A 13690-nucleotide genomic window follows, 5' to 3' on the forward strand; every position below is an offset into this window, starting at 1 on the left:
CTTTTTATATCTGGAAAAAGTACCTGTTTTTTGGCTCTTCGTAGTCAAAAAGGAGTGTATTTTTGGCAAGAGTATGTCAGAAAATCAAGGGACGATTATTCTGACTACCTCTTCTATAATCCCCCTGAATTCTGGATTGCAGGATTGCTGGATTCTGACTTCTATTCTTAACCACTCATACTTTTTCAGCAAACCCTAAGTATAATAAATATATTCAAAATTGAGGTAATCTTATGAACAACCTCCAAACCAAATTACCAATAGATGTCTGGCTAACAGCTACTTGGGATGAATACATTCAAACTGTTGAGAAACAAGAAAAAGCTAAATGTTATTATCACAATGGACAACTAAGAATTGAAATGGCTCCCCAAGGTTACGACCATTCTTACAATAACTTTTCTGTCGGAGCTGCTGTAGCTTTATTCAGTGGTATTAAAGCTATTCCTCTGGTAGGAGTTACTAACTGTTCTTTCCGAAAAATTGGTACAGCAGAAGTACAACCAGACTTGGCATTCTACATTGGTGAAAATGCAGAAATTATCCCCCCGGATACAACTATTATCGACCTAAATATTTATCCACCTCCCGATTTAATAATTGAAATTGCCAAAACATCTTTTTCTGATGATATTGGTAGTAAAAGAATGCTTTATGAAAAACTAAACTGTAGAGAATACTGGGTAGTAAATGTAGCTTATGCTCAACTAATTGCTTTTGAAATTGTTTCTGGTGGGAGTAGAGCGATCGACAAATCACAAGTTTTACCCCCATTACCTTTTAGCTTACTTGAAGAAGCATTGCGTCGGTGTCGAACAACAGGCCGGAGTCAGATATATGCTTGGTTAATTAGCCAAATTCAAAATATTTAATGATTGAAAAATTATAGTGCTTTTTGCAAAGAAACCCGGTTTCTTGAAGAAACCGGGTTTCTGGTTCCCCTGCACAAGTTTTATATCTTCAAAAATTATATAAACTTTGTATCTAGAAACATTCCATAGAACATCTCTACATTTATTTTGCAGAAAAATCCGTGACTCACACGGAAGAAACCCGGTTTCTCTGAGAAACCCGGTTTCTGGAACCAAAATCTTCTAGTAATTTACCCAAATGAAAACTGCTGTAAAAATTTTAATTTCCTACTCCTTCCAAAATACCTACTAAAACTTCACCCAAATCTTTTATATCGTCTGGTATTTTAAATAAATTAATATCTTGTATAATTTGTTTTTCGGTTTTATTTAACTTACCAAAACGCCACACATCTCCCATTGTTACTGCACCGTATAAAATATTATTTTCTTCCACTTCAGCTAATGCAATTAACTCTACAGCTAACTGAGTAAAACCTCTAGTTAAATCGTCATTTTTGGCTTCAATAACTAATAAATCATTTTGATGACGCAATAAATAATCCAAATTACCTTTTAACCAATCGTTAACTATCAAAGCATATTCAATTCTTAACTGACAATGACAAAAACGAACAATTTGTAACAAAATTGGAGAGACTAAAATTTCTCTTCTAGCAGTTTCATTACTTAAATTTACAAAAGGTAAAGTATCCTCTATGTTTTGCTGTATTTCTCATAAAACTTCTAATTTTTTTGTCGTCTTTGGTAAAGATAAACGAGATTTAACTAACGAATAATTTAACTCTGCTAAAATTTCATCAGCTTCATAAGGTAACTCAAAATAAGACCGAAAAGTATAAGATTTATCCTCCTGTAATATTTTGATTTTAGTCATTGCCAGACTCCATTAATATTAATTCTTATATATTGATATTTTGGGTGCATCTCAATTTTCCAATAAAGCCAAAAACTTACTACATTTTAGGGAAAAAGAAACAGGTAACAGGTAGAAGCTTCAGTAATAAATATCTTAGAACTTACGCAAAGAAACCCGGTTTCTCAGAGAAACCGGGTTTCTGGGTTTCTGGGTTCGCCAGCACTCGATAAACCCAGTTTCTGCGCGAACCCTAAAAAATATTAAACATTAACAGTCGATAACTTCGGCTTCAAACTCTGCAAAATACGTTCCGCCATCTGAGAAGGAGTCAAACCCAAATCAACCTTAGACTCATCAGGTTTAGCATGATCCACCAACTTATCAGGTACACCCAAACGTAACACAGGTACAAGCACATTATTATCCATCAATGCTTCCGTAACTGCTGAACCAAAACCACCCATCAGACAACCTTCTTCCATAGTCACAACCTGACCAATACGTTCCGCCAAAGGTAGAATTAACTCTGTATCCAAAGGCTTGACAAAACGAGCATTTACCACAGTAGCACTCACACCATGCTCGCCCAAAATTTCTGCTGTTTGCATAGCCGGATGTACCATAGCACCATAACCCAATATCAGCACATCATCACCATTCCGCAGAATTTCACCCTTACCAATAGGAATAGCTTCCCAACCTTCTTCCATCAGAGGTACACCATAACCATTACCACGAGGATAACGCATAGCGATCGCCCCATCCGTATATTCAATACCAGTCACCAACATCCGTTGTAACTCACCCTCATCTTTAGGAGCCATCACTACCATATTTGGGATACAACGTAAATAAGCAATATCATACATTCCCTGATGAGTCGGACCATCTGCACCCACAATACCAGCGCGGTCTAAACAGAAGAAAACAGGCAACTTCTGAATACAGATATCATGGATAATTTGGTCATAAGCTCGCTGCAAGAAAGTCGAGTAAATACCAACCACTGGCCGCATTCCCTCACAAGCTAAACCTGCTGCCAAAGTTACAGCGTGCTGTTCCGCAATACCAACATCTATATATTGTTTTGGCAATTTAGCATGAAGTTTATCTAAACCCGTACCAGTTGCCATCGCAGCAGTAATACCAATAATTTTGGGATTGTCTTCTGCAAGTTTCAGCAAAGTATGAGCAAAAACCTTGGAATACTTAGGAGGCTTCGGCTTATTTGCAGGAATAGCCTTACCAGTAGTCAAATTAAAGGGATTCTGAGCATGATAACCAACTTGGTCCTCTTCTGCAACTTTGTATCCTTTACCCTTAGTTGTGGACACATGAACTAACACTGGTCCATGAATCTTATGCGCTTGTTGGAAAGTTGTAATTAACTCTTCCAAATTATGTCCATCCACAGGACCCATGTAGGTAAAGCCCAACTCTTCAATTACAGCCCCGACTTTTGGTACTGCTAAACGTTTCATCCCTTCTTTAAGCCGTTCCATTTCTGGTGTAAAAGTTTCACCAACAAAAGGAATATGTTTAAACTGTTCCTCCAGATTATCTTGAAGAAACTGCATCGGTGGAGATAAGCGCATTTTATTAAGATAACGAGAAATCGCACCCACGTTAGGAGAAATGGACATCTCATTATCATTCAGCACCACCAAGATATTAGTTTTGGGTAAGTGACCTGCATGGTTAATAGCTTCTAATGCCATACCACCAGTTAAAGCACCATCCCCAATAATAGAAACAACTTTGAAGTTCTCTCCTTTCATATCTCTAGCTAAAGCCATCCCCAAACCAGCAGAAATACTGGTAGAAGCATGACCAGCGCCAAAATGGTCGAACTTACTTTCACAACGTTTTAAATAACCTGCCACACCATTTTTTTGTCGCAAGGTATGAAAATTGTTATATCGACCTGTAATAAGTTTATGGGGATAAGCTTGGTGGCCTACATCCCAAATAACTTTATCGCGATTAAGATCGAGAGTTTGGTAGAGACCCAATGTCAGCTCTACGACTCCTAACCCCGGACCTAGATGGCCTCCACTTGTGGCAACTGTTTCTAGATGTTTCTCTCGTATTTGTCTAGCAATTTCTTCTAGTTGATGAATTGAAAGACCGTGCAACTGGTTAGGATGAGTAATTTGGCTTAAATGCATATCTTAATTTACTCGGATTCTGGTGTAAATTTATAGTTGTAATTGGGGTATTTCTGATGGCGAACTTGGAACTTAATTGTCATTTTTTCCGGCCATGAGTTAGCCCATACAACTTTGTGAAACATTTGTTAATAAAAGTATTATTAACCTAATTAAATAAATATGCCCTTTCTCAGCAGTAATTATTAGTCTTTGTTAGCTTTTATTAACAAATTAACAACTTTGTAATTGGGTAAATCTCAATTAAGTGATAAGTAATTCTACTTAATAAGAGAAAAGACTCAAATACAAAGTTAATTTACAGGTAAAGTTAAACCATAAAGCATCTTGATTTTTTAGGCTTTGCTAGATACATGAAACACCATCGCATCCAAGACTAATTAAGAACTAAATTCACAACCCAACTTTTTGTTTAATGCTCAGAATCAAATGCTCCTGATCCTAATGAAACTGACTGTAAATCCACAACTTAATTAGGGTTTACTGAAAAAGTCTATTAGTTAAAAAAGGAAACAGTTTAGAGTATTTGCTACGGCCAAATTTTCTCATATTCAGGGTCTAAATATTACCATTTTGAGACGACAATAGCCAAAAAATAGGTACTTTTACGGTTCCTGAGAAATCCGGACTTAAAAAGCCTAAAATCTTTATTTAATAGTGCTTTTCTATTTAATCAGCCAGCCTTAATTAATATATTATTTAATGGTTTTTACGACTGTTAAATAATATTTTATTTTCTATGCCTCTATTTCTAATTTTGACGAACTACTATCAGTATCGGAAGTAAATGATGGTATATGCATATTCTTTATTTCCCATACTTTCATAAGTATGAGATATTCATAGAAAGCCTGCAAAGTACACCAAGCCAACCCGGCCTGGCCATCAAGAAATCCTCTCAGAAAAATATACATATAAATGAAGCGAACTATTGGTCTAAAAGGTAAGCGTAGAGAAAAGTCTTTGAGAGCCCGTCTTCTTTCTACTTCCGAATCACCAAAAAATAAGTTTTTCCAAGATACGCTTCCAGTTTCTAATTGTATAAGTGTTTCCGCAGCTTCATCTGTAGAATAACGATTGTGCTTTTCTATCCAACGAGAGATACCTTTACTACAGGTATAATGGGGATAACTTTCTCCCAAAAAACTTGTGGGACCATCACAAACTTCTCGTTCCGTGTGACCATAGTCACTAAACCAAACTTTATCTTTGCGAAATAGGCGCATTTGATAGCGGGGATATTGGGTGCTATTGCGAATCCAAGTTCCCAGAAATATCACCCGTTCTGCAACATAATATCCAATATATTCTTGACTTTCGATTTTTTTGAGACATTCGTTGAATAATTCTGGGGTCATCCGTTCATCTGCTTCTAAGATATAAACCCACTCATATTTAGCCGGGACTTCCTCTAACATCCATGTTCGCTGTCGCCCATGACTTTCAAATTTGTGTTGGACTATTCTTACAGGGTAGGACTCAGCTATTTCTATAGTTCGATCACTACTAAATGAATCCAGTATTATAATGTCATCTGACAACATTGCTGACTCTATACAATCAGCAATATCTATTTCTTCATTGTAAGTCAGTATGTAAATTGAGAACATTCGATGAATTTTAGTAACTTCTTTTTAATAAAATCAAATTAGTTAATGTCAAATCCGGCAGTATTGGTACAATCCAATACTGTAGTAGTTTGGTCACTAAACACCCCTAAAAATTTCTAATACTCACAGGAAAATCTCCCAATTCTAAAGTAAGCTAATTTGATAAAGTTAATTTAACTTAATTGAATTAAATAAGGTTGGCTGATTAAATATAAAAGGATTGATAGATAAAGGTTTGATGAATTTTTAATTTATAAAAAGTATCAGTTTTTCAGTTGTAGCGACCTGAAAAAGTGAACATATTGTTATGAATATAGGTATAAAAAAATAGGCTATTTTCCTGATAGCCTACCTTATAACTCCCATTTATCCTTATTCATAATACTTTTTCAGGAAACCCTAAATAAGGTTGGTTGATTAAATATAAAAGTATTGATATATAAAGGTTTTAGCCGACATTCCCCACATCTCCATATATCTTTAGATGTATATTTACATTTTTAAAGAGACTTGTACGAAAAACCTTCATTATAGAACTAAATAGGGCTTGCTTAAAAAGTATTATGGGTGAAGGTAGAAGACTGAAAGCTGAAGGAATGAGAATTATAGAAGAGCCAGTCAGAACAATCATCCCTTGATTTTCTTCCCCCATCTTGCCCAAAATGCGCTCATTTTTGATTTTTCGGGAACCGTACCATTACCACCTAAAAGCTGGTTTTCTTAGTACCTGAAAAAGCCAAAACCTTTATCTATAAAGACTTTGATATTTAATCAGCCAGCCCTATTTAGGGCTTACTGAAAAACCATGAAAACTTTGACGAATAAAGGTTTTAGCCTTTTTAGGCAAGGAAAAAGTACCTGGTTTTCAGATCAAATATGTATGTATGCTCCTCAAGTTAGCATTTTAGGCGCATACCATACATAGTTGAGCAAAAAATTACTCCCCGACTCCCCGACTCCCGACTCCCGACTCCCGACTCCCGACTCCCAACCCCCTGAGATATTACTTCTATTTAACAGGATTTGGACGACGCCCTTTACTTTTAACAACTCCCATATTTTTTAACCCTGTCCAACCAATCATCATATAGCCTAATGCTAAAAGTAGACTGCTCAAACCTGTTCTCAGACTAGATTTAAAAGAATTTGTATTAGCTTGTTCTTCTAGTTCTTGCTTACGACTACGAATTCTAGTTAAAAGCTGATCTGGTAATTGTTCTGCTTGACGATTTAGAAATTCATCAATAGCTTGAGGATTATCTTTTGATTCTTCCAATAGAGTTTTTACTTGGCTAGGTAATTGTTGATTTTCTAATGCTTCATTTAACCTAGTTTCATCTTGTAGTAAACTGTTAAATTGACCTCTCAATTGACTTTGTCTTTGCTGTATTTGACTTCTAAACTCATCACTACCAACACGAGCTTCTAATTGTGTTTCTGCTTGGCTTGCCTGCTGATTGATACGTTCAATGGCCTCAGCCCTAGCTTGACTTGTGTTATTTAAGTGTACAGGAAATATTAGTATATACACCAATCCTAATAAGCTAGCTAGTAAAAGCGCCCAAAACCTCAAATCTAGAATCGAGGGTGTTGAAGTATCTTGAAGGCCAGAACTGCTTCTTACCCAATAACCTGTAAACAATAAGGCCATTCCTACCATAGGAATAATTCCTCGGTCAACTATTTGGCTTGCTATATTAATTTGCCATTCTCTGTTACCTATATTAAGAGGATATGACAGGACTACAAAATCAAGTATGGAGGATAAAATCATAACTACTCCTACTATTATTAGACTCCTAGCAGCTAGGGAGGAATATTGACGAATATTTGTTGCTTTCATGGGATTTTGTTCAGTTATCAGTTATAGTTGACTGGACATAATGAGTCTTAAGTATTAAGGATTGGCTCTATTTTTGATGATGGAAATTTATTTTTCCTATCTCAAATCATAGTAGTCTGCTTTTACAAGCAGGGCAGAGCTTAACTATAGCTCATAATTTTTTTTTACCTAAAATTTCAGTTCTAGTCTGGAAATTTTTCCAACATAATTTTATTTTATCAAATGTTATACTTCTACTTAAAGTCACAAACAAGTATAATACTTTTTATAAAAGATTAATTTAGATTAGATTTCAATCAATATGAAAAATATTATTCTAAGCATTTCCTTTGGAAATTATTCACAAACAGCAAACTCTATCTAACTAAGCATTCAGCTATTATCTATCAGCTATCAGCAATAAGAATATATGCTTGAGGACAATATTTAAATGAAAATATACTTTGAAACTGAATCTTGTAGCCAGATTTTTATAGCTAAATTAACAAAGCTTTGAATGCTCACTAAAAGCAATATATAATAGCTATTAGCGAAGCTTCTCTGAAAGAGGCTAGCTGACGGCTGAATGCTTACTTACCTAAGGTATGAAAATGGCTTTAAATTAATATAAGCTTTAAAGTAGGTTTTGATAGTAAGATTTAATTTACCTCAAGTAATAAAGATTTTTTCTAAACTAAAATAAATAGCTGAATGTTGAATACTTACATATTATCTAACCTAATAAGGCAAAAACTAGGAGGATTAAATTAACAGTGAAAGAAAATTTGGAAAATGACAAAAAGAAAAAAATATTAATAGTTGATGATGAAGATAGCTTGAGAACTGTACTAAGGCGACACCTGGAATTTCAAGGATATAAAGTAACAGATGCAAATTCTGCTATTGATGCATTATCAATACTAGAAAAAGAGAATCATGATTTAATTGTTTCGGATATAATGATGCCAGAAATGGATGGTCTAGAGTTTTGTCAACGTTTACGATCTAGTAATTTAGGTCAGTTAATACCTTTTATATTTTTGTCTAGTAAAGGAGAATTAGAAGATAGAATTGTTGGTTTATCTATAGGAGCAGATGATTATATTAATAAACCTTTTGAAATGCGAGAGTTAGTCGCAAAAATTGAGGCTCAGTTAACTCGTTTTAATAGAATTTATTTAGAAATGAAGCGACTGATTGAAGAGTCTACCACACAAAAACAACCAGAAGTATCACGAGAACCACTACCTCTAACACCAGCAGAAGCAAGAGTTTTTTGGGAGGTTACTCAAGGGTTGACAAATAAGCAGATTAGCGATCGCTTATTTATTAGTCCGAGAACTGTACAAACTCATTTGAGTAAAATAATGAGAAAGTTAAAATTAGAAAATCGCTCCCAGTTAGTTCGTTATGCTTTTGAACGTGGATATAAACCACCTACTGAAGTAAATGTGAGTCAAGATGAAGCACCAAAGCAAATATAATAAAGTGGACTCCCAAAAATTAATTTCTGGTCTCTATAATTTAACTGAATTAGAACGGCTAATTAATTCTCAACCTACTTCCTGGCGACCTTTAGTCTTTACAAATGGCTGCTTTGACTTACTTCATGCTGGTCATATCCGTTATTTATGGGCAGCTAAGTCTCTAGGGCGATCGCTTATAGTAGGATTAAATAGTGATTGGTCAGTTCAAAGCATTAAGCCCCAAAAAGAGGGGTATCCTCAACGACCAATTATACCAGAAATTCAACGGGCTGAAGTTTTAGCTGCTGTCAAGCCAGTTGATGGAGTGGTGATTTTTAATGAAACTACTGCTATTAAGATAATAGAACGACTTAAACCTGATATTTATGTTAAGGGTGGTGATTATTCTATTGAAACATTACCTGAAGCTCCAAAGGTTAAAAGTTATGGTGGTAAAATATCTTTAGTTCAAATAGAAGTTCCGGCTTCTACTACTACAATTATTAATAGTATTTTAAACCATCCATCATTGAACAAAGAGTCAGCTAGACTCCAAGATTCTGAGTGATAATTATGAATGGAATTATGATTTTTACAGGTTGCAAGTTCAACACCTACTCCTACTTAAATTACTTCTTGATAATTCTTTATCTATCTATTAAGTTCAAGTGTTGAAAACTACAATAATTTTGTGTAAAAATCAGGTCAATATTTTCCTTTTTCAAAGGGGATGAAAAAAATATCCGATTCAGTATTTCAAGACTAATCCTTTCCCAGGTGATGCTGTGTAAACAGCAGGAGATACTGATAACTGATAACTGATAACTGATAACTGATAACTGATAACTGATAACTGATAACTGAAATGACAGAACCACAAATTAATTCTACAAAAAACCCTTCATTGAATATAGACGAGCTTCAATCTCAATTAGAATCTGGTTCTGAAAAAAAACAGTTACAGGTAATTCCTAATTTAGCAGAAACAGGAGATGAAGGCTTAGAAATTCTCATGGAATTTTTGCAAAATAAAAAATCAGATTCACCTACTATAGTTCAGGGAAAAATATATCAAGTTTTGCTTCAAGTTAAGTCATCTAAAATTGATGAATTTATACAGAAAAATTTTCCTCTAGGAGTTGTACCAATCAAGTCAGAATATAATATTGATTATAATCATTTACAAATCAAATTAGCTCATCAAGATTTTTTAGAAGCTGACAAATTAACCATGCAAAAATTGTGTGAGTTAGCAGGAGAAGGATCCAGAAAAAGAAAGTGGCTTTATTTTTCAGAAGTAGATAATATTCCCATTCCAGATATGCAAACTATTAATACTTTATGGTTAGTATATTCAGAAGGAAAATTTGGTTATTCTGTACAAAGAGAAATGTGGTTAGCAGTAGGTAAAAATTGGGATAAGTTACTACCAAAAATTGGCTGGAAAAATGGCAATAGTTGGAGTAGATATCCTAATGATTTTACTTGGAATTTAACTGCTCCAAAAGGTCATCTACCTCTTGCCAATTTACTTCGTGGAGTCCGAATGTTTACTTCTATATTATCTCATCCAGCTTGGTCTAAATAAGGTATTCTGAAAAATCTTATGTAGATTTTATAGTAGTAGTTACAGGATTAAACATAAGAAGTAGAAATATTAACCTTAAAACTCTAGTAACACAGCCTTCTAGGCTGTCAAAATTCTACCTGAAAGATATGAAATATGCTGTATCCAATTATTTAATATCATGTCGGTTGGTATCGGAGCGTGTAAAAACTGGAGAAATGTCTACCTTCTATAAGGTTTTTTTCTTTTCTTAAAGCTTCTTCCTTCTTCTTATGTAGGTTTGATAGCAGCTAATAGTTATAGCAAATTTTAAACATTAAGAAGTAGAAATATTAACCTTAAAACTCTAGTAACACAGCCTTCTAGGCTGTCAAAATTCTACCTGAAAGATATGAAATATGCTGTATCCAATTATTTAATTACATTTCTTGAATACTTTTTCTTTCGTCTACGTCCATTATTTTTGATGATATAAAAATTGTTTATTTGGTTCAATAAATCTTTGAATAATAGAATCTATAAATTTTGAAGAAAGCCAAAAATTTATCCCTTTTAGGGAAAAGGGAGTATCTCATTAATGGATAATGGATAATTACCTCTAGTTAAAATCTATCCATTATCCATGTCTCTACTTCAGATACAGGGGATTCTCAAGTTTATGTTGTATAAATATTAATGATAAAAACTTTGTAACAAAGCCTTCTAAGCTGTCATAGCTATACCATACTAAGATCGAATCCGCTGTAAAATTTGACAAAACTCTTGACACCTAACTCCTAGTCTGATAGTAAATTTTGACGTGGGGAATCTAGGTATCAAGGTTTTAGCCTTCTTTTGCTGTAAAAAAGTTCCCATATTTTTAGGATATAAGGTTTGAAAAACTTTAGTTTAAATCTGAAAAAAGTAAGCTGTTAAGCACTTAAACCTCATATTTAAAGACTACTTTTGACCTTATTATCTGCACATAGTACCATGAAGCCTTTATCCACTCAATGAAGGCAAGAAATTAACAATCTCAGGAAAAATAATAATCAAGACCAAAACTAATAACTGAAGTAGGATGAACTGAATAGCTCCTCGGTATATTTGACCAGTAGTAACTTCCGATGGAGCTACACCCCGCAAATAAAAAAGGGCAAAACCAAAGGGAGGCGTTAAAAAAGATGCTTGAAGATTAGCGCCCAAAATTACACCATACCAGACCAAGTCAATACCAAGCTTTTGAGCAACAGGAACAAATAAAGGTACAACAATAAAAGCAATCTCAAAAAAGTCAATAAAAAAACCAAGAAAAAAAACAATCGCCATACTGACAACTAAAAAACCAGTTGTACCCCCAGGAAGATTAGCAAGTAAATCAAACATAAAGCGATCGCCTTCCACTCCCCGAAAAACCAAACTAAAAGCAGTTGACCCCAAAAGTATAAACATTACCATAGTCGTTGTGCGGAGAGTCACATCACATACATTTCTTAAAGCAGTCCAACTAAACTTAGCATTACCCACAGCTAGAGCGATCGCCCCCACACACCCTACAGCACCTGCTTCAGTTGGTGTCGCAATACCAAAAAATATACTACCCAAAACCAATAAAATCAAAACTAATGGTGGAATCATTACTGTTAGCACCCTTAGCAGTAGATTTTTTCCTCCAATTTTTCTTATCTCTGGTGGTAAAGCAGGAGCTAAATCTGGTCTTATAAAAGAAACAATCAAAACATGAAGAGCAAAAGTTCCTGCCATTATTAAACCAGGCAAAACAGAACCAATAAACAAATCTCCAACAGAAATTCCCAGTTGGTCTGCCAATACAACCAAAACTACACTAGGAGGAATAATCTGACCCAAAGTCCCCGATGCGACAATTACACCTGTAGCCAACTCTTTATTATATCCATAGCGCAACATAATAGGCAAAGAAATTAACCCCATGGCCACCACCGTAGCAGCAACCACCCCAGTAGTAGCAGCCAAAAGAGCGCCCACAATCACAACCGCCAGAGCCAAACCACCTCTAACTCGCCCAAACAATATTCCCATCGTTTCTAGGAGTTGTTCCGCAATGCCAGATTTTTCCAACATTGCCCCCATAAAAATAAAGTAGGGTATGGCTAATAAAGTATAGTTGGCCATAATGCCAAAAATTCTTTGGGGCATTGCCGTCAGAAATATAGGGTCAAAAACTCCTAAACCAATACCTATTGCACCAAAGATTATTGCTACTCCACCTAAAGAAAAAGCTACAGGATAACCTAGAGAAAGTAACACCAATGCTCCGGCAAACATTAATGGCCCTAAAAATTCAGATTCAAAACTCAGACTCATCAGACTCTTAAAAAAAATATACTTAAAAACCGAACAATTATAATTCAGGAGTAACTTTGGCTCCCGACGTATTAATAATGTTTTTTTGAAAAAATCTGATTAGATTTGTGGTTAGTCCTTATCGAGAGATAATTTAGATTTACTTGTAAAGACCGCAAAATTCTTAATCGCTTCAGAAATTCCTTGCAAAAATAATAATACGAAGCTAATTATAATCATTGTTTTAATTGGGTAACGGGGTAATCCACCAGGATCGGGAGAATTTTCAAGGATAGCCCACGAATTTAAAACAGCACCCCAAGAAACTATGACCACAATAATACTGAAGGGAATCAAAAATAATAATGTACCAATTAGATTAGCTAAAGCCTTTCTTTTGGGACTCCACCGAGTATAAAAAATATCTACACGAACGTGTTCATTATGTTTCAGAGCATAAGCACCACCCAAAAGAAAAACCAGGTCAAAGAGATACCACTGAATTTCAATAAAAGCATTAGAAGTTAAATTTTGGCCAATAGCTCTACCTAGATAGCGTCCAATTACATTCCAAAGACCAACTAGGACCATTAATATGACTAACCCATAAGTTAGACGTCCAATTGACTCATTTAAACGATCGATTATCCGGGACAAACGTAGGAGTATTTGCAATAGTCCCCCTCCTATAGCTTCCAAATTAAGATTATGGACATTTAGTTAAGTCTAAATCAACATTTATCTCTAAATTAGAATAACCCGTGTAGCGCAATTATCTAAAAATCCAAATTTAAAAAAATAAAAAAAATGGTAGATTTTGGCAAAAATTTTACTGCTGCCAAATTTTTTTGAAAAATTTTCAAGCCACGAAAAGCTTATAAATAGAAGACTTAAGCTAATTCACTACAACTAAAAAAAATAATTTTCCGGAAAACTTTGAAAAAAGGGGTTGACATTCCAAGAAGGAGTTGCTAGATTAGTAAATGTGCCGGTGAGGGAGACGAAACAAACCTCGAATCTCA

The 13690-nt window shown here is 34.7% G+C and carries 11 protein-coding genes; 4 read left to right on the forward strand and 7 right to left on the reverse strand.

Annotated features, from left to right (window positions below; genetic code table 11):
• Window positions 1-233: 233 nt before the first annotated feature.
• On the forward strand, window positions 234-872 hold the full coding sequence (locus tag VKJ25_RS10520) for a Uma2 family endonuclease (protein WP_324236585.1): 639 nt from the start codon (window positions 234-236) through the stop codon (window positions 870-872).
• Window positions 873-1131: 259 nt separating this feature from the next.
• Here the strand turns inward: VKJ25_RS10520 and VKJ25_RS10525 are convergent, their stop codons facing one another.
• The 5 genes from VKJ25_RS10525 to hpsJ-B all read right to left on the reverse strand — a co-directional run bounded on the left by VKJ25_RS10525 (window position 1132) and on the right by hpsJ-B (window position 7352).
• A complete protein-coding gene (locus VKJ25_RS10525) occupies window positions 1132-1500 on the reverse strand; it encodes a hypothetical protein (protein WP_324236586.1) in 369 nt (122 codons plus the stop codon).
• An 87-nt stretch (window positions 1501-1587) separates the two neighbouring features.
• Window positions 1588-1749 (reverse strand): hypothetical protein, encoded by a 162-nt coding sequence (locus VKJ25_RS10530; RefSeq protein ID WP_324236587.1) that lies wholly within the window; start codon window positions 1747-1749, stop codon window positions 1588-1590.
• A 242-nt stretch (window positions 1750-1991) separates the two neighbouring features.
• Entirely contained in the window at window positions 1992-3899 is a 1908-nt protein-coding gene (dxs, locus tag VKJ25_RS10535; RefSeq protein ID WP_324236588.1) for a 1-deoxy-D-xylulose-5-phosphate synthase, read from the reverse strand.
• Window positions 3900-4636: 737 nt separating this feature from the next.
• Window positions 4637-5509: a glycosyltransferase family 2 protein gene (locus VKJ25_RS10540; protein ID WP_324236589.1), complete on the reverse strand. Its 873-nt coding sequence runs from the start codon at window positions 5507-5509 to the stop codon at window positions 4637-4639.
• 1009 nt (window positions 5510-6518) lie between these two features.
• Window positions 6519-7352 (reverse strand): hormogonium polysaccharide biosynthesis protein HpsJ, encoded by an 834-nt coding sequence (hpsJ-B, locus tag VKJ25_RS10545; RefSeq protein ID WP_324236590.1) that lies wholly within the window; start codon window positions 7350-7352, stop codon window positions 6519-6521.
• Window positions 7353-8104: 752 nt separating this feature from the next.
• Between hpsJ-B and VKJ25_RS10550 the strand changes: the two genes are divergently transcribed.
• The 3 genes from VKJ25_RS10550 to VKJ25_RS10560 all read left to right on the forward strand — a co-directional run bounded on the left by VKJ25_RS10550 (window position 8105) and on the right by VKJ25_RS10560 (window position 10385).
• Window positions 8105-8815 (forward strand): response regulator transcription factor, encoded by a 711-nt coding sequence (locus VKJ25_RS10550; RefSeq protein WP_324236591.1) that lies wholly within the window; start codon window positions 8105-8107, stop codon window positions 8813-8815.
• A 4-nt stretch (window positions 8816-8819) separates the two neighbouring features.
• Window positions 8820-9365: an adenylyltransferase/cytidyltransferase family protein gene (locus tag VKJ25_RS10555; RefSeq protein WP_324236592.1), complete on the forward strand. Its 546-nt coding sequence runs from the start codon at window positions 8820-8822 to the stop codon at window positions 9363-9365.
• 297 nt (window positions 9366-9662) lie between these two features.
• The gene (locus VKJ25_RS10560; protein ID WP_324236593.1) at window positions 9663-10385 is read left to right on the forward strand and encodes a GUN4 domain-containing protein; all 723 of its coding nucleotides are present in this window, start codon (window positions 9663-9665) and stop codon (window positions 10383-10385) included.
• A 960-nt stretch (window positions 10386-11345) separates the two neighbouring features.
• Here the strand turns inward: VKJ25_RS10560 and VKJ25_RS10565 are convergent.
• Both VKJ25_RS10565 and VKJ25_RS10570 read right to left on the reverse strand, forming a co-directional pair.
• Complete coding sequence (locus VKJ25_RS10565) at window positions 11346-12689, reverse strand: TRAP transporter large permease (RefSeq protein WP_324236594.1); 1344 nt, start codon at window positions 12687-12689, stop codon at window positions 11346-11348.
• 111 nt (window positions 12690-12800) lie between these two features.
• Complete coding sequence (locus VKJ25_RS10570; protein WP_324236595.1) at window positions 12801-13343, reverse strand: TRAP transporter small permease subunit; 543 nt, start codon at window positions 13341-13343, stop codon at window positions 12801-12803.
• Window positions 13344-13690: the final 347 nt, after the last annotated feature.

The sequence above is a fragment of the Okeania sp. genome (assembly GCF_035285525.1).
Taxonomy (GTDB): domain Bacteria; phylum Cyanobacteriota; class Cyanobacteriia; order Cyanobacteriales; family Microcoleaceae; genus Trichodesmium.